Below are 24195 nucleotides of genomic sequence, written 5' to 3' on the forward strand. Positions count from 1 at the left end.
CTTAACTGTCATAACATCATAGATATGGGAACCGCGTTGCAGAAAACGATTCATCAACTCAAGTCCGAGAACAGGGAGTTTTTCCATATGGCCCTTTCGGTCGATTGCGTCATCTTGGGCTTCGATGAAAATGAACTGAAAGTATTACTTATTAAATCCGACCTCGAGGAGTTCAGTGATCAGTGGTCCCTGCTGGGTGATCTGGTAAGACCCGATGAAAACCTGGACAGCGCCTCCTACCGTGTACTGAAAGAGCGTACAGGCCTCGACGATGTATTCCTGGAGCAGGTATATACCTTTGGTGATGTAAACCGCCACCCCGCCGGTCGCGTCATTACTACTGCCTGGTACTCGTTGATCAACATTAAAGACCACCAGATGTCCCTGGCGCATAACGAACTGCACTGGCACCCGGTGAGTGAGATCACTACACTGGCATTCGACCATAAGAAGATATTGGATACCTGCCTTCATCAGTTACAGTCGAAGATCGATGAGCATCCCATCGTCTTCAACCTGCTGCCCGAGAAGTTTTCCCTCCGTGAATTGCAAAGCCTCTATGAATCCATTCACGGCACCAAGCTCGACAGGCGCAACTTCCGTAAGAAGTTCTTTCTGATGGACTGGCTCATCGATGTAAACGAGCTGGAGCAGGATGTACCGCACCGCCCGGGAAAACTGTACCGCTTCAATGCGGATCGATTCTCTGATGGCAAAAAGGTGAAATTACAGGAGCACGCCTGAGAGGAAGAACCACTGAATGATCAGAACTGATAAGAACTTTATAGCAGACCGCCGGCTACTTGCCGGCGGTCTTTTTTTACGGAACCAATTGTTGCACCTTACTTCCAGGATAACCTTTCAATACCGCTAAGCCAGGCCCTGCTTGCCTTTTGGGCGATGCTTTCCCTGCTTCGCATGCCTATAAGCCAGCCAAACCCTCCACTTTCCGCAATTTTAATCTCGTGCAATCGGACATTGTTGCACTGCAAAACAGTCGATTTGTAAGTCAGTGGTTTCCTATATGATTGATTATTATATAATTGTCTTGAATTTTTGCATAAGCATTAATTCTTAAACTGCATCCTGCACACTCCTGAAATAAATGTTAAAGTTTTGGCTATTCATTATAATTATATTAAATTGTGTATAAGCTACACGTTCCTATTCCGCCATTTTATAACTACCTAACTGATTGCTATGTCAGCAAGACGATTGTTTACAGCATTTGCCATGCTATTATTGGCGCTGTGCCTACACACAGCCGCTTCAGCCCAGGAAAAAATCATTACAGGAAAGATTTCCGACGCAAAAGATGGGGCCCCGATTGTGGGTGCATCAGTGGTACCAAAAGGGTCTACCAAGGGTACGTCTACCGGCGCGGATGGTTCCTTTCGTATCAATGTCGCCGAGAGCGTCACACAGTTGACGATCTCTTCGGTGGGCTACACTAATCAGGATGTAGATATTTCAGGAAAAACTGTGGTTAGTATTTCAATGGAGCCCAGCAACCTAAACCTCAATGAGGTGATCGTTGTTGGTTATGGTACAGCCAGAAGAAAGGACGTGACTGGTTCTGTACAATCCGTAAAAGCCAAAGATTTCAACAAGGGTGTAATCATTTCTCCCGATCAGGCCATCCAGGGTAAGGCAGCGGGCGTAATGGTGATCGCCAACAGCGGTCAGCCAGGCGGTGCTTCCACTGTACGGATCAGGGGTACAGCCTCCATCAGATCAGGCCAGCAACCACTCTATGTTGTAGATGGTGTGCCATTATCAGGTACATCGGCAAGACCCTCACCTCCCGGTAACGGTTTTGGTACACCTCCGGGCACCAACGCATTGAACTTCCTTAATCCCAACGACATCGGCTCCATTGAGATCCTGAAAGATGCATCGGCATCTGCAATATATGGATCGAGAGGTGCGAATGGCGTTATCTTAATTACCACCAAGAGAGCACAACCCGGAAATCCGGTGATCGATGTGAATGCTACTGTAGGTGTTAGTAGTATGATGAAGCAATTAAAAGTGCTCGATGGTAACGAGTACAGGTCTACGCTTCAGAAATATGGCCTGACCGGCGGTAATTTCGGAGGCGATTACAATGCTATGGATGAGATCACCCGCACCGGATTTACCCAAAACTACAATGTCGCGATGGGTGGTGGAACCGATAACTCCCGGTATCGCCTTTCAATGAGCTATCTCAATCAGGAGGGCATCATCAAAGAATCCGATTTCAAAAAATATACAGCCTACCTCAACAGTAGTTTTAAACTTCTCAATAATAAGAAGCTGAACGTCGATTTCAGTTTACTGGTGTCGGGTACACGGGAAAGTCTTGTGCCCATTTCAACCGATGCGGGTTTCACCGGTAGCTTGATTGGCCAGGCCCTGCAATGGAATCCTACGCACGCACTCGTAAAACCCGGTACCGACTCTGCATGGATCGATCCGGCAGTGGGGGAAACGACCGTTAACCCATTGGCGATGCTGAATGCGTATGACGCCCTCACCAACGAAAATGTAATTCTTGCCAGCGTGGCACCTTCTTATAAGATTACGCCCAACCTGGAATACAAATTCCAGTACAGCCTTACCCGCCGCGTAGGTAAGAGCCTCGGCGAGATCAAGAGGTGGATCAATATCGAAGGCATAAAAGACAAAGGCGCTGCCGCCATCTCCAATGCCGAAGAGATCAGCCAGCAGGTTACCAATACCTTAAATTATACCAAGGATATTTCTCAAAGCTTTTCACTGAATGCGCTGGTAGGTTATGAATACCTTAAGTATGAGTCAAGGAGTGATGCTCAATTCGGTACCGACTTTACCGATGCAGGCAACCTCCGCTACTATGATATCATGCAATATTCCACCCAGGGAAACCGGCAGATCGATTCTTACTCTTCTCCTACGGCAGAACTGCAATCATTCTTTGCACGGGCCATCCTCAACTATAAGGATAAGCTGCTGTTTACGGGTACTATTCGCGCAGACGGTTCTACCAAATTTGGCGAGAACAATAAATACGGATATTTCCCATCCTTGGCCCTTGCCTGGAACGTCACCAATGAAGAGTTTGCGAAGAATAGCAACTGGCTGAAAAGTTTGAAGCTTAGGTTGGGTTGGGGTAAAACCGGTAACCAGGAGTTCCCATCTGGTGCATCCCTGCGCAGATACAGCTTCGGTCAGCAATCGGTAAACCAGGAGAACTTCGAGAACGAAGACCTGAAATGGGAAACCTCTACCACATCCAATGCAGGTATCGACTTCAGCATCTTCGACGACAGGCTCTATGGCGCGATAGATGTATTCTACAAAAAGACCACCGACGTACTGTTTGAACAGAATGTAGCACAACCCGGGCCAGCTGGTATTAAATACTGGGTAAACCTGCCTGGTAATATCGTCAACAAAGGTCTTGAGCTCTCCTTGTTCGGAGCCCTGGTGAGGCAGAAAGACCTGAACTGGAACGTTGGCATAAACGCTTCTTTCCTCCGTAATCGCGTGGAAGGTATTGTAGGATTCTACGAAACGGGCGCGCTGCATGGTCAGGGTATTTCGGGCGCTACCGCTCAACGTCTCGTGAGCGATCAGCCTTTGAATGTTTTCTATCTCGCAAAATATGAAGGATTGGATAAAGCAACCGGTCAGGGTCTCTATACGGGAGGCGATCCATCCATCAATAAATTTTATGTAGAAAGTCCGAATCCCAAAACACTGCTGGGTCTAAGTACAGATGTTACTTATAAGAGGTTGTCAGCTGTGATCAATATGAACGGCACCTTCGGACATAAGGTATACAACAACACCGCCAATACCGTATTGCCCATCGGTAACCTCGGCACCAGGAACATCGCCAAATCGTTGCTGGGCGGAGATATACAGGAAGCGCTCTCCAACCCGATTACACCTTCAACAAGGTACCTGGAGAATGGCAATTACATCAAATTGGCCAACGCAACCCTTTCCTACAACTTTGGCAAGCTCGGACCCATGGTACGCGGCCTTACCGTTTCATTGACCGGGCAAAACCTGTTTGTTATAACTGATTTCACGGGCTTCGATCCTGAAGTGAATACTGATAAATCAGTGGGTGGAATTCCTTCATTGGGCATAGAGTATACACCCTATCCCACAGCGCGGACGATCCTTTTGGGCGTAACGCTGTCATTGTAACCCTATTCTTACCCACATTAAACGTATTTAAAATGAAACAGCATAATTTAATAATGAGCATCTCCGTAGCACTGGTTTTGGTGCTATCTGCCTGTACCAAACTGGACGAGGAGTTTAATTCCGAACTGGAGCAGTCCAGCGCCAGCGCAATACCGGTGGCCGACTTGCTTCGGAGCGCCTACAATTCTTTGAACAGCCCCTTTATGGATCAGTCCAGGTTGTGGGCAGCGCAGGAGCATACGACCGATGAAGTGATCGGGCCCACAAGAGGACCCGACTGGGATGATAACGGCGTTTGGCGCGTTTTGCACAGCCACAACTGGAATGCCGATCACGGGTTCCTGAGAGATACATATCGCGAACTTTTACAGGCTCAATTTTCAGCCTCCAATGTGTTGCAATTCAATCCAACTGCACAGCAGGCGGCAGAAGCAAGGTTCCTCAGGGCTTTGACAGTATTTGTTGTGGCCGATGGCTGGGATCAGGTGCCTTTCCGGGATGACCTGAAAGACCTGAAAAAATTGCCCACCACCCTGAAAGGAACGGCTGCCATCGATTTTTGTATCAAGGAGCTGAATGAGATCCTGGCATCGCTGCCCGATGGACCTACATCAACAGCCAATAAGGATGGCGCCAAAGTGCTGCTGATGAAATGTTACCTTAACAAAGGAACCATCGCCAACAGGGCTGCACCCACTTTCCCCCCGGCCGATATGGCCCAGGTGATCACACTGGCCGACCAGCTCATCAACAGCAACAAGTATTCTTTGGCCAACAACGTGTTCGACAACTTTGCACCAGACAATGATGTAAAGTCTACTGAGAATATCTATACGATATACAACAAGGATGGCGACCGCGGCGGCAACGTACGGTCAAGATGGTTCATGGGCCTGCACTATAACCAAAAGCCCAGCGGATGGAATGGCTTTACGACGCTGTCCGATTTCTATAACAAATTCGATGCAAATGACCTGCGTCGCGGCGGTAGCTATACCGGTGTTACCAACGTATCGGGTTTAAGGGTTGGTTTCCTGGTAGGTCAGCAGTTCAACGAAAACAACGTGGCGTTGAAAGACAGACGAGGTAACGACCTCGTTTTTACGCCCGAAGTAAAATTGAAAGAAACCGGCAACAACCTTGAAATAACAGGTATCCGCGTAATGAAATATCCGCCCGATTATTCTGGCGGAGATCAGGCCGATAACGACTACGTTGTATTCCGCTATGCCGACGTGCTGCTCATGAAAGCAGAGGCACTGTTGAGAACAAACAATGCGGCGGCAGGATTAACCATCGTGAACTCGATCCGTACAAAACGGAACGCACCAATCCTGGCTACGCTCGATGCGAACGCCCTGATCGATGAAAGAGGCCGTGAATTGTACTTCGAAGGTTGGAGAAGGCAGGACCTCATCAGGTTTGGTAAATTCCTGACCCCCTGGCAGGAAAAACCAACCGACGATCCGAAGTACCTTATATTCCCTATCCCCAGCGAACAGCTGGCAGTAAATCCCAACCTGGAGCAAAATCCCGGTTACGCGAATTAAAACAACCAGTTTATAAAGAAAGGGTCATTTGGAAGCAAATGGCCCTTTTTTCTTTTTGTGAACGTTAAGTCGTAATTTGATATGACTTGAATAGCTTATGAAATTGAATCGCCGATTACTGCTTGCCGTATCAACGTTGTTTTGGAGTTGCCAGCAAAAGGTTGACCAGGATACCTTGTTCCGGTTAATGGAAAACACAGGCATTGACTTCAGGAATGACGTAAAGGACAGCCCTGACTTTAACATCTTTACCTATCGCAACTTTTACAATGGCGGAGGGGTGGCCATTGGCGATATCAATAACGATGGCTTAGGCGATGTGTTCATGACCTCCAATTCGGGCCCCAACAAATTATACCTCAACAAAGGCAACTGGCAGTTTGAAGATATCTCCGACAAGGCGGGCTTTGGCAATAAGAAAAAATGGAGCACCGGCGTCGTTATGGCCGATGTAAACCACGATGGTTGGCTCGATATCTACGTTTGTAATGCCGGATACCAGAAAGGCGTGGGCCAGGAAGATGAGTTGTTCATCAATAACCACCAGCTAGGCTTTGCCGATTCTGCAGCTGCTTATGGTATCGTCGAAAACGACTATACCACCCATGTGTCTTTCTTCGATTATGACCTTGATGGCGACCTGGATCTGTACATCCTAAACAATAGCTTTATACCCGTCAATACACTCAACTACGCCAACAACCGGGATATGCGCGCCAAAGACTGGCCCGTAGCCGACTTTTTGAAGGGTGGCGGCGATAAGCTCCTGCGCAACGACAATGGGAGGTTTACAGATGTGAGCGCAGATGCCGGCATATTCGGAAGCCTCATTGGGTTTGGATTGGGTGTTACAGTCGGAGATGTCAATAATGACCACTATCCCGACATCTACATTTCCAACGATTTCTTCGAGCGCGATTATCTTTATATCAATCAGCGCAACGGAAAGTTTAAAGAGGAGCTGGAGAATTGGATGCAACACATCAGTCTTTCATCCATGGGGGCCGACATGGCCGACATCAACAATGATGGCTATCCCGACATATTCACTACCGATATGCTGCCCGACGATGAGTACCGGTTGAAGACTACAGCCTCTTTCGAGTCGATCGACGTAAATCGCCTCACCGTCAAAAAGGGCTTTTACCATCAATACATGCAAAATGCCCTGCAGGTAAATAATAAGAATGGGCGATTCCTCGAAACGGCTCATTACAGCGGGGTCGCAGCGTCCGACTGGAGTTGGGGTGCACTCATCTTCGATGCCGACAATGACGGTTTATCGGATATCTATGTTTGTAACGGCATCTACCGGGATGTAACCGACCAGGATTTCATCGACTTCTTTGCCAACGAGATCGTTCGAAAGATGGCGCTCACCGGCAAAAAAGAACAGATCGATCAGATCATCTCTAAAATGCCATCTCGCCCAATACTGAATAAGGCATACAGGAATACCGGAAATCTTCGCTTCGAGGATGCTGGTATAGATTGGGGCATTACACAGCCTTCCTTTTCGAATGGAGCGGCTTATGGCGACCTCGACAATGATGGCGACCTGGATATGATCGTCAACAACGTCAACGAAAAAGCATTCATCTACCGCAACAACAGCCGCGAACTAAAGGGCAGTCATTATATCGGCGTATCACTGAAAGGCAGGGATGCCAATACATTTGCGGTAGGCAGTACGATAAAAGTGTACCAGGGTGATCAGGTAATGACCCGTGAGGTCATTCCGGCCCGTGGCTTTCAGTCGTCGATCGATTACAAAGCCATCATCGGACTGGGCGATCGGCCAGTCGACTCCATGACCATTATCTGGCCCGACCGTACCTATACGCTCATTCCCCATCCGGCCCGCGATAGCGTGTACGTCATTCAGCAGCCGGCCACCGGGAAAATTGCTCCGGAGCTGACGCCTGCTCCTGTTCAACCTCTCATGGATACAGTAAGCACGATATTCGACAAGCACCGCGAGGATGACTATGTCGATTTCTATTACGAACGCAATGTGCCCATGATGTTGTCCCGCGAAGGCCCTAAAGCAGCAACAGGCGATGTGAATGGCGATGGACTCATCGATATCTATATTGGGGGCGCCGCCAATCAGGGCGGACAACTGTATCTGCAAACCGAAAAAGGGTTCGTGAAAAAAGAAGGCGGCGACTTCAGGCTGGTGGCCGATTTCGAAGACGTGGCCACCCTGCTGTTCGATTGCGATAAAGATGGCGACCTCGATCTTTTTGTAGGTTCTGGCGGAAACAGTGCGCAGCCAGGCAGCCGCGAAATGCAGAACCGCTTGTACCTGAATGATGGGAAAGGTAATTTTCAGATCACCTCAGGAGCCCTGCCGCCCAATATCGGCAACACGGCAGTAGTAATCAACTACGACATCGATAACGACGGTGACCAGGATCTCTTCGTAGGCAGCCGCTGCATACCTGGCAATTATGGAACACTACCCTTCAGTTACCTGCTCCTCAACGATGGTCATGGCAAATTCACTGACATCGCTCCTTCAAAGAATCCCGAAATCGCCAAGGTTGGTTTGGTGACCGGCGCCGTATTCGCCAATACCACGGGCGATGCGAAACCCGAACTGATCATTGCCGGCGAATGGATGGCGCCCCGCATCTTTACCTGGACCGGCGATCGCTACGCGCCCGTGAAGTCAAACCTCGATACACTCGAAGGCTGCTGGCAATCGCTGGCCGCTACCGATATCGACAATGATGGCGATCAGGACCTCATCCTCGGCAATATGGGAGAGAATTTTTACCTCCATCCTCAACCCGGGGCACCACAGAAAATATGGATCAACGACTTCGATGGCAATGGCATTACCGATAAGATAATAACGCGTACGGCAGGCAGCAAAGACGTAACCGTGTTCATGAAACGCGATCTTACCGATCAGCTGCCCTCCCTGAAAAAGCTGACCCTTAAGCATGAGGATTACGCCAAAAAGACGATACAGGACCTTTTCCCATCCGACCAGTTGCAGAAAAGCCTGGTAAAGACCATCAGCTACGCACCATCTTGTATCGCCATCAATGAAGGAAATGGAAAGTTCAGCATTCGCAGGCTCCCCGTCAATACGCAGCTTTCCTGCATCAATACGATCCTTTGCACCGATATCAACAAAGACGGTAAAACAGACCTCGTGATGGGGGGCAATTGCTTTGCCTTCCTGCCCCAGTTTGCCCGCATGGATGCCTCTTTCGGGCATGTATTGCTCAATAAAGGGAACGGCGAATTTACCGAGCTGTCCAGCCGGCAATCCGGCCTCGACCTTAGCGGCGTCATCCGCGATATCCGGGAAATACCTGCAAAGGATGGCCGCTATTTGATCGTATTACAAAACGATGAAAAGCCGGTCCTCCTGAAAATGAGGCAATAAAGGAGGTCCTGGCATGGGTTTTTAACAAAGCACCTGATAGCTCACAAATCAAAAACTGTATCTTTGAACCCTATGAAACAAATGTTCGTTGTCGCACTTTTGTGTTTATCAGCAGGAGCCACCATGGCACAGGATCAGGATTGGAAAGCCATGCAGGAAAAGGCCAGGACCTTTACCCGCGATGGAGACTACCGCAACGCCATCCTGGTGTTGAACCGCGCATTGGAAAAAGACAATAACCTCGAACTGAAAAAAGACCTCGCCTTTGCTCATTACCTCAACCGGGATTATGTTCATGCACTGGAAGTGGCAAAGCCCTTACAGGAAGACCCCGGAGCCGATGTGCAAAGCTTCCAGATACTGGGCCTGGTGTACAAAGCCATCGAAGAAGCCAAAGACGCTGAAAAAATGTACAAGGCAGGGCTGAAGAAATTCCCCAATAGTGGAGTCTTATATAGCGAATATGGTGAAATGCTGTGGTCGAAGAAATCCTATTCCGACGCCATAAAACAATGGGAAAAGGGTATTGAAGTAGATCCCAGCCACTCCGGCAACTATTACAACGCCACCAAATATTATTACTTCACAAAAGACAAGGTGTGGGCCCTGGTGTACGGCGAGATCTTCGTAAACATTGAGAGCTATTCCAAACGCACACCCGAGATCAAGACCATCCTGCTCGACGGATACAAGAAGCTGTTCACCGACAACGATATGTTCAAGAACCAGGACACCAAAAATGAGTTTGTAAAAGCCTGGCTCGACATCATGAAGACGCAATCGACCTATGTAGCTACCAATGGCATTACGCCCGAAACGCTCTCGGCCATCCGCACCAAATTCGTACTTACCTGGTTCGAGAAATATGCCCGGCGCCTTCCTTTTCGTTTGTTCGAATACCAACAGCAGTTGCTGAAAGCAGGAACATTCGAGGCTTACAACCAATGGTTGTTTGGTACAACCGCCAACCTGGCCGCCTACGAAACCTGGACAAAAGCACATGCCGACGAGTACAACCAGTTCAATACATTCCAGAAGAACCGGGTATTCAAACTGCCTACCGGTCAGTATTACCAGACAGCAAATAAGTAATTCGTTTCAACATACTCATTATCAATACAAGCCCCGCTATCACGGGGCTTTTTTTATTAGTACATATTTGTTAATTTGACCCCTGATAGCCGGGTAAAACAACAACAGGGTAAGTCTGGATGTTGTAACACAGCACGCCCTGCATTATTACACGTAAACAACGATTGTTATGACCGAGCCCAGGCGATTATTCGATTGCATACAATACCAACTCGACAGCAAGCCGATGCCGGATATGTTGGCCGGAAAAGAGAATGGTCAGTGGCGTAAGTACAGCACGCAGGAAGTAAAGGAAACAGTCGATAAACTGAGCGCAGGCCTGCTCAACCTGGGCATCTCCGACGGCGATAAAACGCCCGAAGGCCGTGATAAGATCACTATCATTTGCAAAAACCGCCCCGAATGGCTGATGATAGATATGGCCATACAGCAGATCGGTGCGGTACTTACACCGGTATATCCCACCATCAGTATCAGTGAACTGGAATTCATCCTGCAGGATGCGCAGGTGAAAATGGTATTTGTGAACGACGAAGACCTCTATCGCAAAGTGCTGGAAATAAAAGCCAATGTTCCTTCCCTAAAGGATGTTTATACTATCGAGAAAGTGCCTGGAGCCAAACATTGGAAAGAAATATTGACCTTGGGCGATGAAACAGCCGCAGCCAAGGTAAAAGCGATCGCAGGTACTATACAGTTCGAAGACCTTGCCACCATCATCTATACCTCTGGCACAACCGGAAAACCCAAAGGGGTAATGCTTTCACACCGCAATATTCTGAGCAATGTGCTCGATAGCATTCCTTGTTTTCCGCCCGGCGAAAACATGCGTTCATTAAGCTTCCTGCCGCTCAACCACGTATTTGAGCGCATGGTGAGCTATATATACTTGTTCAAGGGAACAGCCATTTATTATGCAGAAAGCCTGGAGACCATCGGCGACAACCTCAAGGAGGTGAAGCCAACCATGTTCACGACAGTGCCCAGGTTGTTGGAAAAAGTATACGATAAGATCATGGCAAAAGGCGCCGAGCTTACCGGCATCAAACGGAAGCTCTTTTTCTGGGCACATGATCTGGCAACCCGCTTTGAGATCAACAAAAGCCAGAGCATTGGGTATCGCATGCAGCTGGCCCTGGCCAATAAACTCATCTTCAGCAAATGGCGCGAAGCATTGGGCAGTAACCTGCTTTGCATCGTTACCGGTGGTGCTGCCTGTCAGGTAAGGCTGATCAGGATATTTACAGCAGCAGGCATACCTATCATGGAAGGATATGGCCTTACGGAAACCTCACCGGTCATTAGTGTGAACCGCTACCAGGAGGCCGACCGGAAGTTCGGGTCAGTAGGTCCATTGATCGATCATGTGGAAGTGAAGATCGCCGAAGACGGAGAGATACTTTGCAAAGGACCCAATATCATGATGGGCTATTACAAACGGCCCGATCTCACAGCAGAAGCAATTACTGACGGATGGTACCATACCGGCGATATAGGACTGCTCGATGGCAGGTTCCTGAAGATCACCGACCGTAAGAAGGAAATGTTCAAAACCAGTGGTGGCAAATATGTGGCTCCCCTGCCTATTGAAAACAAGCTGAAGGAGTCGCCATTTATCGAGCAAGTGATGGTTGTAGGTTCGGAAAGAAAGTTTGTGGGCGCACTCATCGTACCTTCCCTGAGCAATCTCAAAGACTGGGCGCGGCACCATGGCGTACAGGCTACCACAGCGGCCGACCTCGTAAAGGAACCCAAGGTTAATCATCTCTATAAAGAACTCGTTGAAAATTTTAACAAGCACTTCAACCACGTAGAGCAGATCAAGAAATTTGAACTGCTGCCCAATGAATGGAGTGTGGAAACAGGCGAAATGACGCCCAAATTAAGCCTCAAGCGAAAAGTGATCATGGAGAAGTTCCGCGATGCCATTGAGCGGATCTATCATGATGCCCGCCAGGAAACTGTCAGTTAATTACATCGGTAAAACAATCAGACCCGCAAAAAGGGTAGTTGGCCATCCGGCTTTGCCGGTTGGCGCAAAAGCACGCGGCTTGTGGCAATGAATATTGCCACTTCATCCGTCTAAAATTACAGTTCAGGCATAAGGTCGTTGTTCTGCGGAACGAAGTAGGTGACATTTGTGTCACGTATGTAGTTGCATATTCTTTACAAGACAACCACCTTTGTATGAAAAAGATCATTTTCCTGTTGTGCATCAGTGCTTCAATGGGATTTACTACAGCCAGGGAGAGCAAAGCCGGTGATAGCACCGATCGACCTGTCAAAAAAAGACTTGAGCGAACCTACGGGTACATTGAAATTTCCTCACCGCAGTCGTACACCATTACGGTGCAGTAAGAAATTCAACCTGTTAGGGACATTATTCCATACCCTTCCCTAAAGTGGAGTTTAAACGATGAGGGCGCCGCCAGGATACATCCGTACCCGGGTAGCGCCCTTCGGCATTAATTAGGGGCGCCCCGCCCCACCTGCCATCAGCCGGATTCAAATCCCCCCGCCCGTCAACCTTTTCCGCACTCCACCTCACTCCAGCACTCCCGGTCACGTCAGTGATCCCCTTGGTCAACCCATCTGATCCAGTTAAAATTCAAGAATCTGAATCTGTTTTTAATTACCAAAACAAAGGAGATTTGTATTGTCAAAACAACAAACCATTTCACCTCGCTATACGATGGGCAAGAATCAGGTTGTTCCGTCCCGCTCATAAATTGACCTTCGCATAGCAGCCATTAAAAACAAATGCAGATGAAAAGAGAACCGGAGTTGCTGGAAGACGAAACACTAGACCCGGCCGATTGGGCATCCATCAAAGAACTGGGTCACCGCATGCTCGACGATATGTTTGAGCATTTGCAGTCATCACGCCAAAGGCCCGCCTGGAAAAAGCCTACCCCTTTTGCGGTCGACAGCATGCAACAACCATTGCCCTACACACCGCAGGAGGCCGCCACTGTCTACGAACATTTCTTTACACAGATACTGCCCTTCAATACCGAGAATGCCCACCCGCGCTTTTGGTCGTGGGTACAGGGAGGTGGCACACCCCTCGGCATGCTGGCCGATATGCTGGCGTCGGGCATGAACACCAACGTGAGCATCGGCGACCACATGCCCATGTATGTCGAGAAACAGGTAATAGAATGGTCCAAAGAAATGATGGGCTTCCCGGCCGCTGCAGGCGGCATCCTGCTCAGTGGCGCCTCCCTGGCCAATATCACGGCCCTGTTGGTAGCCAGGCATCATTTTAACGATACGATTCGTAAAAAGGGAATGCAGTCGGTCACCGGTCAACTGATCATCTATGGTTCTGCCGAAACGCACAATTGCGTCTTGAAAGGGGTAGAGGTGATCGGTGTAGGAAGCGACAACTTCCGCCGTATACCAGTCGATGATCAATACCGCATCCGCCTCGACCTGCTGCGCCAACAGATCAAGGCCGATCGCGAAGCGGGCCATCAGCCTTTCTGTATCGTAGGAAATGCTGGCACCGTCAACACCGGCTCTATCGATCCGCTCGAAGAACTGGCGGCCATCGCAAAAGAAGAAGGTTGCTGGTACCATATCGACGGCGCCTTCGGCGCCATCCCTAAAATATTGCCCGAGTTCGCCGATCGCCTGAAAGGCGTGGAGCTGGCCGATAGCCTCTCCTTCGATTACCACAAATGGCTGTACGTAAATTATGAGGTGGCCTGCGTACTCATCCGTGATGCCGCCATTCACCGCGATGCATTTGCTACTTCTGTCAACTACCTGGTGCAGCACGAACGCGGACTATCGGGTGGTCCCGACCCGATGAGCAATTACGGCATGGAGCTGTCGCGTGGATTCAAAGCGCTCAAAGTGTGGATGTCGATCAAAGAACACGGTATCGAACGGTACCAGTATATGGTGCGCAAGAACCTGCGGCAGGCGCAATATTTGGCCGGCCTCGTACAGGCCAGCCCGTCACTGGAGCTCCTGGCGCCCGTACCCCTCAACATCGTCTGTTTCCGCTACAACCCAGGCGGGTGCAACGACGAACAGCTCAACAGCATCAACAAAGAAATATTGATGCGCCTGCACGAGCAGGGTATTGCTGCCCCATCGTATACACTCCTGAATGGCAAATACGCGATCCGTGCAGCCATCACCAATCACCGCAGCCGCCTGGACGATTTTGATACACTCGTCGAAGCAACCTTGCGCATCGGCAGGGAAGTAACGGCACAAAAAACACCGACATGACACTCACCGCAAACATCCCCGTTCAAAAAACAACACACTCTCATATAGAAGAGGTCGACTTCAGCAACCTTGGCTTTGGTAAATACGTGGCCGATCATATGCTCGTCTGCGACTATGCCAATGGAACCTGGCAAACACCGCAGGTGCTGCCATTTGGCAACCTGTCCCTGTCGCCAACAACCCTGGCACTGCACTACGGACAAACCGTGTTCGAAGGCATGAAAGCATTTCGCATGGACGATGGTCGCATCAATCTCTTCCGCGTGCACAGGCACCACGAGCGCCTCGCCAAGTCACTCAGCCGCATGTGTATGGCCATCGTGCCCGAAGAAGTGTTTGTGGAGGGGCTCAAGGTCCTTATTGCGCTCGATAAGGATTGGGTGCCCACCGCCCCGGGAACCGCCCTGTATATACGCCCGTTTGCGTTTGCCAGTGAAGCTAAGTTTGGTGTCAAGGTATCCGACGAATATAAGTTTATCATATTCTCCGGTCCGGTAGCAGGCGCCTTTCAAAAACCACTTCGGGTAAAAGTGGAAACAGAATATGTACGGGCCAGCCGCGGAGGAACAGGCGCCGCCAAATGCGGCGGAAACTACGGCGGAGCATACTATCCCACCCAGTTGGCAAAAGAAGCCGGGTACGACCAGGTATTGTGGACCGATGCCCGGGAAAACAAATACATCGAAGAGTCAGGCATGATGAACGCCATGTTCGTCATCGACGGCAAACTCGTAACACCACCACTGAGTGATTCCATACTCGATGGCATCACCCGCGACTCGCTGCTCACATTGGCAACCGATCTGGGTATACCCGTGGAAACCCGTCCCGTCGCCATCGACGAACTGGAAAAGGCATTCCGCCAGCATACGATCACGGAAGCCTTTGGAGCAGGTACGGCCGCCATCGTGGCGCCTATTGGCACCATCAATATCAACGGCGTGGATTATCACTTGCCCGCATACGATGACAAGGCCATCATGTTCCGCTTAAGAGACAAACTGGAACTTATTCGCACGGGTAAAGAACCCGATATACATAACTGGAACTTTGTGTTATAAAGGATCAAACGAGTCCATGTTGGTTATAGCCGGCGTTTCTACGCCGGTTTTTTGTGTGTTGCCTGGTCAACGATCCCGCAATGCCATCAACTGTACAGGAGAAACGGGCACGAGCACGAGGCAACATCCTGCAGCAAGTCTTACATTTGTACAACAAACCATTGACCATGGCTAAAACAATACTCATAACCGGGGCCAACGGCAACCTGGGAACGGCAGTAGTCAAGAAATTCCTGGAGGAGGATTATAAGGTGATCGGGGTCGATCACTCGGGCAACCATCTTGGTTTTGCCAACAATCACCCGCAATTTGAATTGCACGCGGTGAACCTCGCCGATGAAGCCGCCAGCGACACCTTCGCCAAAGAGGCCATCAGCCTTTACAAACAGATCGATGGAGCCCTGCTGCTCGCAGGAGGGTTCGCCATGGGCGATATCGCCGCCACCGATGGAGAAGCACTACGGAAAATGTTTACGCTTAATTTCGAAACGGCCTATTACCTCGTGCGTCCCCTGTTTCAGCACATGATGGAAAATGGCTACGGACGAATCGTGTTGGTAGGCGCCCGTCCGGCCCTGCAGCCCGAAGCCGGTAAGAACCTGATCGGTTACGCACTCAGTAAATCGCTCTTAGTACAGTTGGCCAATCTGCTTAACGAGGCGGCCAAAGGAAAGAATGTCGTGGTATCGGTGATAGCGCCCAGTACCATCGATACGCCCGCCAACAGGGCCGATATGCCCAAAGCCGATTTTGAAAGCTGGGTAAAGCCTGCCGAGATTGCCGAAGTATTGGAATTCATTTGTTCCGGGAAAAGCGACCCACTTAGAAAATCGGTGTATCACCTCTACGGAAACGCCTAAGTTCAGTTTATCCCGAACGCAATAAAAAAGGTGTAAAGAGCCTCTTTACACCTTAATCTTTTTCGCTTGATGTGATCACACAGTGAGTACGCTGTTCCAGCCGGTTACACCATCGGGTTCGCGCAACCGGTTTTCAATGTCCTCCGTCCACATCCTTCCGTCAATAAAAAATTTGTAGTGATACTTTCCTTCTGGCAGCATGGGGATTTCAACGAGCCAGTCACCATCTTTGGTTTGGCGCATTTGAAATTCATCCAGGGCCCAGTGGTTAAAAGTACCGGCCAGGGTAATTTGGCCTGCACAGCTGTTGCGGATGTGGAATTCGATCGTCTTCTTCCGCTTGTTGATGTACGGCGATTGATGCGGTTTCATAGCTTCTCCTTTTTGAAAGTGACAGGATAGATGTTGGATACCTCCGGGTATCGGCCATTGCTTTCATAAGGTCAGTGGAAAACGGGATTGATTAAAACGGGCTGATAAAACAAAGCGGGCGGGCAATCGATAATGCTAAGTAGTTAATCCAGGCAGAGCGCGAGTTCCATTACTTTCTAAAAGTTACGAACTGTTTTTTCATTCCTGAAGAATAAGGTCGGTTTTTTTATTAAAAAGGCATGAACTGACAATCGGTTAACAATTCAACTGTCACAGGTGGAAAAATGCCGGTAGCAGATAGGCCCAGGTCGTCTGTGGAGTTAGTTGCGCAAAAAAATAACCCCCGGTAAAACCAGGGGTCCGAAAGCAGATTGGATGTGCCATTTTGTGGCTGATTTCCAAATAACAGGGTACGGAATGAAATATGATAATGCTGCCGGCGAAGGGATTAATTGGGTATCCGCAGGCGACTGGCCGAGGCACTTTTCATGCGCAGACTATCCACCACACATTGAAGCTTGGAAAGCTGTTTCGAAAGCTGGAGGTTCACCGATAAAATAGAATCATTTTGAAGGATCAGCGAATTGTTCTTGTGCACCAGCTTCGAATGCTTTTGCCCAAGGCTCACACTGGCCACAATGACCAGCACAAGACACAATAACGGAATCCAACGAAATAGAACCTGCTTATACATACCGAAAGTGATCAGTATTCAAATATGCCCCTTCGCGGTTAAACCCCGATTAAACAAGCATTAAAAGGCAATTAATTACGTCTCTAGTGGGCAGAGAAGGCTTTGACCGAAGGAAACTGGATGGTAAACACCGTACCCGCTTGTTGATCCGATTGAACGGTGATATTACCGCGGTGCAGGCTGATGATCCGCTTGGCCAGCGCAAGTCCCAATCCAAAACCCTTGATATGCGTGGCAGCGTTAGTGCGGTAAAATGGTTGAAAGATATGCTCGCGTTCCTCTTCGGCAATCACATCGCCGTGGTTCTTCACCTGGATGATCACCAGGTCGTTAGCAAAAGAAAGGTCCACCCACGATAAATGGTCAGGAGAGTACTTGCACCCATTCTCGACGATGTTTTTGAGGGAGCTGTACAGTAGGTCATTATTGCCGAAAACGAGGAACATTTTTTCATCTTCCGGAAAATCTCCGAAATGCAGTTCTACTTCGTACGAGGGGCTGATCTTGCGTACATCGCTCATCACCTTGAACAAGACCTCATCGATCCGTATCTCATTGAGTTCGATCGTTCCCTGCGATCCCGTCTTCGCGATCTCCAGCAAGCTCTTGGTGAGCTGCCGCATCTGTTGCACATCCTCATAGATCGAATGCATTACCTGTTGGTATTCATCGGTACTCCTGGTTTTCTGAAGCGTTACTTCCAGTTGGCTCGAAACCGAAGTGAGCGGAGTCGATAGTTCGTGTGAGGCATTGGAAATGAACCGTCGCTGGATCATGAATGACTCCTGCAGCCGGTTGAGTAACTCATTGAAAGTATTGGCCAGCAGGTGCAATTCATCTTGTCCGTTGCCGGCTTCAATGCGGTGCGAAAGATTCTGAGAGGAAATATCGTTCACTTCGCTGATCATTTGCTTCAGCGGTGTCAGCAATTGCCGTGAGAAAAGAAAGCCAACGATGGCCGCTGCCGCAATGCCGATCAGCAGGCTGATCACCAGTAACTTGCGCAATTGAGAAAGCCGGTTCCAGCCATCCGCATCGTAGGCCGCTACGACCACCACGATCCGGTTTACGGAATCGATATGGTGAAAAGCCAGCACATCCCGGTGGTTTACAGTATAATACGCCTCCCCGTTCAGCCGCGCTTTGTCGAGCATCGGGATATTCGTCGGTGGTGTACCCACGCCATCGGCATTGAATTCGTAAACCGGCTTGTTCAGGTAATTGAAAATAACAACGCTCTTGTCCTGCAGGGTATTCGTAGAGCCCGAATCCAGCCGGCGGAGCATGGTAGTGCTGCTGTCACCAAAATAGGTGTACAACTGCGCATTATTATTGGCACGCCCTTTCAGGCGCTTCTTGAACGTCTCAAAGCGCTCCAGTGAGGTAAAATAATAAATAGAAAAACTCAGCAGTAGCAGAATGGCCGTTACGAGCAGCGTGAAAAGAGCAGTTATTTTAAAATTGATCTTCACCTAAGCATGTTCTTTTAGAATATAGCCCATGCCTACCTGCGTATGGATCAGCTTCGAGTCGAAATCCTTATCCAGCTTTTTGCGTAAGAAATTTACATACACGTCGATCACGTTGGTCTTGGTGTCGAAATCGATGTCCCAGACGTTCAAAGCGATATCGGCCCGCGAAACAACCCGGTTCTTGTTGCGCACCAGGAACTCCAGCAATTGAAACTCTTTGGCGGTCAGCGAAATGGGTTTCTCCGCACGCGTAACCTCTTTACTGTCCAGGTTCATGACCAGGTCAGCCACCTTCAGCATATTGCCGCTGGGAACATTCTGGTAGATCCGCTTCAGCAAAGCCCTGATACGCACCAGCAACTCCTTGAAGTCGAAAGGTTTTACGATATAATCATCCGCGCCGGCGTCAAAACCCTCAATCTTGTCCTCCGTGGCGCTCAATGCCGTAAGCATTACCACAGGAATGCGCTCATCTCTTTTCCGGATCTCCTTGCAAAGCTCGTAGCCGTTCATGCCCGGCAGGTTGATGTCGAGGATCACCAGGTCAAATGAATACGTTTCGATCATTTTTTTCCCGATGAGACCGTCATACGCAACCTCCACATGGTACTGCTGCTCCATTAATCCTTTCTTAAGGGCCTCCGCTATCTTTTTCTCATCCTCTACCAATAAGATTTTAACTTCTTCCATATCGTACGTAGATGATTGTATCGACAAAAATCAGAAATAGTTGCCATCCGGGGGATTCTCCCTATAAATATCGCATTAAAATGGAATTAAAATGACATGCCAGGGTCCTTTGTGCGGTTACGCACCAGGCATATTTCCGACACTAATCCACCCACCCGTAAGTGTTGCAGGCGTTCTCCTGCCTCCAAAAAATAAATCCGGATCACCGGTTTGCATGCTTTGCAGCAGTGGAGAGTTGCTGTTTAGCATTAACCGGCGATCCGGATTAAAACAATCAAACAGTGTTGAACAATTCCGGGGAGCTGAAACCAGCCCCCCGGATGATAGACTATTCCAACACTATCTTAATAACCTGTTTATCTTTTGCAGTAGTTAACCGGAGAAGGTAGGTTCCTTTCAACCAGCTGGCTTCCCGGGCAATCACCATCACCTGGTTATTGCTGGTCACCGCTGCACGGAACGTTTTCATCAGCCGGCCACTGCTGTTGAATAGTTCAATCTTATAATCACCGGCAGGCATGTGATTCCAGATCACCTGAAGCTGATCCCTCACCGGGTTGGGAGAAGCAATGATACCCTGACCTGCACGATCGCTACGAAGCAGCACGATCTTCGACAAAGCAAAGCGTTCATCCAGGTCTACCATTTTCAATCGGTAATAATTAACGGCCGCCTGAGGCTGCGGATCGGTAAACGAGTAATCCACCGGCCGGTCGCTATTGCCCTGTGCCGCCACTTTACCGATAGCCGAAAAATGGATACCGTCCGAACTGCGTTGTACTTCGAAGTAGCTCGATTGTTGTTCGGAAGCTGTAGTCCAGGAAAGCAGCACCACCCCGTTCGATTGGCGCCCGCTGAAAGCGGTAAGCGTAATGGGCAATTGCAACAGGTTATTGCGGAAGTCTCTGTCCGAACCGAGTATGCTTGCCTGCAAGGGGCCTTTTGAGCCCGCTGGTGCAGGACTGCCCATGCCAGCGGTGGTCACGTTAGGACCAGCAACCAGGTCAAACTTGTTGTCGATACCATCTGCGTCTGTATCTGCATTGGTCAAAGCCACATCGTCGTCCGCGATCTGGTTCAGGTTATAATCATGACCTTCCACAACGTCCATCATAAGGTCATTATCGCTATCTGCATCTAGATAATCCGGATTGTCGGTACCGTCATGGTTATACGGCGTAATACCGCCGCCAGTCGGCCCTTCATAAATATTCGCCAGGCCGTCGTTGTCGGTATCGCCTGCTGCAGGCAAGGAATAGCCGGTAGTAGATTGAGCTTCTACATTATCCGTAATACCATCGTTGTCAGAGTCGGCATCGAGCGCATTGTACTGGGTATCCGAGTCGGTATTCGCGGTAGTCGGATTGCCATTGTAACGTCCGTCATTATTAGTATCGGTAGGCGTAGTTACAGCCGGAGTACCAGGACCAGCCGGATCGCTGGCGCCAGAATGGCCATTCTTCGGGTCAAGGCTGTTGGCAAAGCCGTCCGCATCGGCATCGGCAAAACCATCTATCAATGCATTGTTGTCTGCATCAGGCAGGCCGGCTTCCCGCAGATCCGAAATGCCATCGCCATCGCTATCGAGGTCGATATTGTTGGGTAAAGCATCTCCATCAAAATCAGGAGCATTCAAACCATTACCCGAACCGGTAGCACCCGTATTGTTAGCATCGATCGTCTGGGCCAGGCCGTCTGCATCTGTATCGGTAAAATTATCGAGGATGCCATCTCCGTTGGTATCCACGCCACCCGCTTCGATCACATCCGGAGTGCCATCATTATCGGCATCGATATCGAAACTATTCGGAACACCATCACCGTCTTTATCGAAGGCAGTACAGATGCCATTGCCATTAAGACCACCGCAACCGGTAAAAGTGGGGTCCTGGTAATTGGGAATGCCATCTCCATCGGCATCGCCCGCAGGGTCTTGTGTTAAACCAAGCCCTGGATACTCCGCCAGGTCAGGTGTGCCGTCATTGTCGTCATCAAGGTCGATAGCATCAGGCACGCCATCATTGTCAAAGTCAAGGTCGATCGCCGTTAAGCAACCAAAGAAACCATACACACTGCCGATACTATTGGTGAGGATGGTGTCCAGCACGCTGCCCACAATGCCGGTAAGGCCGCCCGAAACATTCAGCGTACCATTCGGAGCGCCGATCAGGAAGTCGGCATTGCCGTCACCATTTACATCGCCTGCAGCACTCACGCTGGTACCTACCAGGTTGGCTACAGAAAGCGCATTCGATTCCTGTACCAGGAACGAAGGCGAGTTGAGCGGACCAGTACCCGTACGTCCGTAATAAATATAAGCCTTGCCCGAAAGTGCATTGGCCGATACCAGGCCGAGTAAGCCGCTACCTAAACTGATAGCGGTACCGCCTGGTTCACCAATAATGATATCGTTAAGACCATCGCAGTTCATGTCACCAACACTATCCACGCTGAACCCATATAATAAGTTGCCTTGCAAGAGACCAAGAATGCCCGTACTGCGCGGACTGGTAAGTTGCGTTGCGCCCGTAGTCACAACACCGGTACCGCTGCCGTAGAACACATGCACTTTACCACTGGCAGATAACTGCGCCAGTAACAGCTCGGCCGATAAAGGCTCTCCCACCAGCACATCGCCAAATCCATCCCCATTCACATCGCCAGCATTACTGACGCTATACCCAAACAGCGTTTGTGTGATCAACCCCGCGGGTGCCTGCAGCGTACTGTTGGCGCCCGAGGCTGTCGTGGCGGTAATGCCGGTGCCGCTGCCATGGAACACAAAGGCCGATCCCACACTGGGTGGCAGCAAACCTACCGAAGCAGGAGCGCCAACGATCACATCCGAAAATCCATCGCCATTTACATTGCCGGCTGTGCTAACGCTAAAGCCAAACAAACCGCCAAGCAGGTTGCCGGTAATAGTGTGAGAAGGAGTAGCAGTAACACCGGTAGCGCTACCATGATAAATATCTACCCGGCCACCCAGTACGGGAGGCAACAAACGCGCAAAGGCTGGAGATCCTACAACGATGTCCGAATAAACATCCCCATTCACGCTGCCTGCATTGCTGACACTGAAACCATAGAGAGGATTGGCAGGCACAAGTGCCAATACGCCAAAATCACTTTGGTTCAAACTGATATTGACCGACACGAGCGGTTCGGTATTAACATTGCCATCGAAAGTCGGCCCTCCATAATATACATAGATGCGGCCCACGGCTACACTTACACTGCTGATCAGCACCGTCAGATTCGTATGATCTCCCGGCGCACCCACCACCACATCGTCAAAGCCATCACCATTCACATCACCCGCTGCCGATACACTGTAGCCAAACAAAGCGCCCACTTGCGTGGTCGGCTGTAACGCTTCATTGGGAGTAAGCGAAGGCCCGCCACCGCTGCCGTAATAAATAAAAGCTGCGCCCACAGAAGCCGCAGTGAATGTGCCGCCGCTGATGTTGATAATGTTGACAAAGGCCGGCGCGCCTATAATGATATCATCGATATTGTCACCGTTTACATCGCCAGCGCCGCTCACACTGGTGCCATACAAAACCGGCGTAGAAAGATCATTAAGCAGCGGGAATAACAACCCATTACCACTATCTGTCCAGTTGGGGCCATGGTTAAGCGGATCGATGGTAATAGGATAGACTGCGTCTTTGTCATCGGCAACGATCACAATATTTCCATCATCAGTGCTTTCAAACCTGGCGGCGATGGGTCGGTTATTGGCATCCCAGGCCCTCAGTTCGTCATAGACCAGCTTAACATCCTGGGGCTGGTCCATGGTATGCAAAATGATCTTGCCGGGGCTCGCAACAAAAGGTTGCAGGTCGCCCGAAACGTGGAGTTCAACCTGCAGCATGCCTTCACCACCGGGCCTTTGTTGCACAATGAAGTTTTGCCGCATACCACGCTCCTGATTGATGTACTGCGCCGCAAAACCATTGTAATAATAGAGAAGTTCATTGCCGTTGTGGACGATGTTGGTGGCAGTTGCCCGCTGCAGTTGTTGATTAGAACGGCCAACGCCGCCAAGTTCAAAGGTCGCTTCCCAGCGCTCGGTGGATCCTTCGGCAAAATGCAAAGGTTTAACTCGGTAACCGGCATCCGAAAAATAATAGGCCATATGTTGAGCGCGGTTGACAGCTCCATAGGCATGAGTTCCGTCCATCGGTTTCATGAAATACTCGCGTTCCTGCAAATGTTGCATAGCACGATTGTACCAGGCTTCCGATACATTCGAAGGAAGTGAAACAGACTCTTGTTTCGATTGAAGCAGAAATGAAGTGGAAGGAGTTTGCTGCGCAAAAGAAGTGAATGGCATGGCAGCACATAACAATCCTTTGCACAAGGAATGTACAATTGGTCTCATAGTAAGCGTTTTAGTATGTTAGAAGCGGAGTAAAAAGAATAAGGATCACGGGCAGCTCATCGTTGCCTTACAGAGTTGCAGTGACAATACGTTACCATAGTAGAAAGAGGAGATGCCATCAAGCCAGGTAGGGTACGCAAATTCAATCATGCCTGGAATAGCACTATACTCTTTCTTATTTGTGGTT

Annotated in this window: 15 protein-coding genes; 10 read left to right on the top strand and 5 right to left on the bottom strand. The window is 49.6% G+C overall.

Annotation, left to right across the window (positions count from 1 at the left end):
- The first annotated feature begins 24 nt into the window (after positions 1–24).
- The 10 genes from P2H89_RS00690 (at position 25) to P2H89_RS00735 (ending at position 16393) form a co-directional block, all read left to right on the top strand.
- Entirely contained in the window at positions 25–744 is a 720-nt protein-coding gene (locus tag P2H89_RS00690) for an NUDIX domain-containing protein (protein WP_275824541.1), read from the top strand.
- A gap of 456 nt (positions 745–1200) precedes the next feature.
- Positions 1201–4182: a SusC/RagA family TonB-linked outer membrane protein gene (locus P2H89_RS00695; RefSeq protein ID WP_275824542.1), complete on the top strand. Its 2982-nt coding sequence runs from the start codon at positions 1201–1203 to the stop codon at positions 4180–4182.
- A gap of 32 nt (positions 4183–4214) precedes the next feature.
- Positions 4215–5732 (top strand): RagB/SusD family nutrient uptake outer membrane protein, encoded by a 1518-nt coding sequence (locus tag P2H89_RS00700; protein ID WP_275824543.1) that lies wholly within the window; start codon positions 4215–4217, stop codon positions 5730–5732.
- Positions 5733–5829: 97 nt separating this feature from the next.
- Positions 5830–9135 carry a VCBS repeat-containing protein gene (locus P2H89_RS00705; RefSeq protein ID WP_275824545.1) on the top strand — a complete coding sequence of 1102 codons (3306 nt, stop codon included), beginning with the start codon at positions 5830–5832 and terminating at the stop codon, positions 9133–9135.
- Between the two features lie 72 nt (positions 9136–9207).
- A complete protein-coding gene (locus P2H89_RS00710; RefSeq protein WP_275824546.1) occupies positions 9208–10227 on the top strand; it encodes a hypothetical protein in 1020 nt (339 codons plus the stop codon).
- 169 nt (positions 10228–10396) lie between these two features.
- The gene (locus P2H89_RS00715) at positions 10397–12199 is read left to right on the top strand and encodes a long-chain fatty acid--CoA ligase (RefSeq protein WP_275824547.1); all 1803 of its coding nucleotides are present in this window, start codon (positions 10397–10399) and stop codon (positions 12197–12199) included.
- A 215-nt stretch (positions 12200–12414) separates the two neighbouring features.
- The gene (locus tag P2H89_RS00720; protein ID WP_275824548.1) at positions 12415–12585 is read left to right on the top strand and encodes a hypothetical protein; all 171 of its coding nucleotides are present in this window, start codon (positions 12415–12417) and stop codon (positions 12583–12585) included.
- Between the two features lie 408 nt (positions 12586–12993).
- Positions 12994–14472 carry a pyridoxal-dependent decarboxylase gene (locus P2H89_RS00725; protein ID WP_275824549.1) on the top strand — a complete coding sequence of 493 codons (1479 nt, stop codon included), beginning with the start codon at positions 12994–12996 and terminating at the stop codon, positions 14470–14472.
- Positions 14469–15533: a branched-chain amino acid aminotransferase gene (locus P2H89_RS00730; RefSeq protein WP_275824550.1), complete on the top strand. Its 1065-nt coding sequence runs from the start codon at positions 14469–14471 to the stop codon at positions 15531–15533. The genes P2H89_RS00725 and P2H89_RS00730 overlap by 4 nt, the downstream gene beginning before the upstream one ends.
- A gap of 167 nt (positions 15534–15700) precedes the next feature.
- Positions 15701–16393, top strand: coding sequence for an SDR family NAD(P)-dependent oxidoreductase (locus P2H89_RS00735; RefSeq protein ID WP_275824551.1), 693 nt, complete (start codon positions 15701–15703; stop codon positions 16391–16393).
- Between the two features lie 75 nt (positions 16394–16468).
- On the opposite strand, the gene P2H89_RS00740 is transcribed toward P2H89_RS00735, so the two are convergent.
- The 5 genes from P2H89_RS00740 to P2H89_RS00760 form a co-directional block, all read right to left on the bottom strand.
- Complete coding sequence (locus P2H89_RS00740) at positions 16469–16765, bottom strand: hypothetical protein (protein WP_275824552.1); 297 nt, start codon at positions 16763–16765, stop codon at positions 16469–16471.
- 448 nt (positions 16766–17213) lie between these two features.
- On the bottom strand, positions 17214–17459 hold the full coding sequence (locus P2H89_RS00745; RefSeq protein ID WP_275824553.1) for a hypothetical protein: 246 nt from the start codon (positions 17457–17459) through the stop codon (positions 17214–17216).
- An 83-nt stretch (positions 17460–17542) separates the two neighbouring features.
- On the bottom strand, positions 17543–18931 hold the full coding sequence (locus P2H89_RS00750) for a HAMP domain-containing sensor histidine kinase (protein WP_275824554.1): 1389 nt from the start codon (positions 18929–18931) through the stop codon (positions 17543–17545).
- Entirely contained in the window at positions 18932–19621 is a 690-nt protein-coding gene (locus P2H89_RS00755) for a response regulator transcription factor (RefSeq protein ID WP_275824555.1), read from the bottom strand.
- A gap of 328 nt (positions 19622–19949) precedes the next feature.
- Positions 19950–24008 carry a T9SS type A sorting domain-containing protein gene (locus P2H89_RS00760; RefSeq protein WP_275824556.1) on the bottom strand — a complete coding sequence of 1353 codons (4059 nt, stop codon included), beginning with the start codon at positions 24006–24008 and terminating at the stop codon, positions 19950–19952.
- Positions 24009–24195: the final 187 nt, after the last annotated feature.

Source organism: Paraflavitalea sp. CAU 1676 (assembly GCF_029223285.1).
Lineage (GTDB): Bacteria > Bacteroidota > Bacteroidia > Chitinophagales > Chitinophagaceae > Paraflavitalea.

What these genes read in the sequence shown, in the direction of transcription:
- P2H89_RS00695 (WP_275824542.1), top strand. Translation starts at nt 1,201, where the DNA reads ATGTCAGCAAGACGATTGTTTACAGCATTTGCCATGCTATTATTGGCG.
- P2H89_RS00745 (WP_275824553.1), bottom strand. Translation starts at nt 17,459, where the DNA reads ATGTATAAGCAGGTTCTATTTCGTTGGATTCCGTTATTGTGTCTTGTG.
- P2H89_RS00740 (WP_275824552.1), bottom strand. Translation starts at nt 16,765, where the DNA reads ATGAAACCGCATCAATCGCCGTACATCAACAAGCGGAAGAAGACGATC.
- P2H89_RS00715 (WP_275824547.1), top strand. Translation starts at nt 10,397, where the DNA reads ATGACCGAGCCCAGGCGATTATTCGATTGCATACAATACCAACTCGAC.
- P2H89_RS00730 (WP_275824550.1), top strand. Translation starts at nt 14,469, where the DNA reads ATGACACTCACCGCAAACATCCCCGTTCAAAAAACAACACACTCTCAT.
- P2H89_RS00700 (WP_275824543.1), top strand. Translation starts at nt 4,215, where the DNA reads ATGAAACAGCATAATTTAATAATGAGCATCTCCGTAGCACTGGTTTTG.
- P2H89_RS00705 (WP_275824545.1), top strand. Translation starts at nt 5,830, where the DNA reads ATGAAATTGAATCGCCGATTACTGCTTGCCGTATCAACGTTGTTTTGG.
- P2H89_RS00735 (WP_275824551.1), top strand. Translation starts at nt 15,701, where the DNA reads ATGGCTAAAACAATACTCATAACCGGGGCCAACGGCAACCTGGGAACG.
- P2H89_RS00755 (WP_275824555.1), bottom strand. Translation starts at nt 19,621, where the DNA reads ATGGAAGAAGTTAAAATCTTATTGGTAGAGGATGAGAAAAAGATAGCG.
- P2H89_RS00725 (WP_275824549.1), top strand. Translation starts at nt 12,994, where the DNA reads ATGAAAAGAGAACCGGAGTTGCTGGAAGACGAAACACTAGACCCGGCC.
- P2H89_RS00720 (WP_275824548.1), top strand. Translation starts at nt 12,415, where the DNA reads ATGAAAAAGATCATTTTCCTGTTGTGCATCAGTGCTTCAATGGGATTT.
- P2H89_RS00690 (WP_275824541.1), top strand. Translation starts at nt 25, where the DNA reads ATGGGAACCGCGTTGCAGAAAACGATTCATCAACTCAAGTCCGAGAAC.
- P2H89_RS00710 (WP_275824546.1), top strand. Translation starts at nt 9,208, where the DNA reads ATGAAACAAATGTTCGTTGTCGCACTTTTGTGTTTATCAGCAGGAGCC.
- P2H89_RS00760 (WP_275824556.1), bottom strand. Translation starts at nt 24,008, where the DNA reads ATGAGACCAATTGTACATTCCTTGTGCAAAGGATTGTTATGTGCTGCC.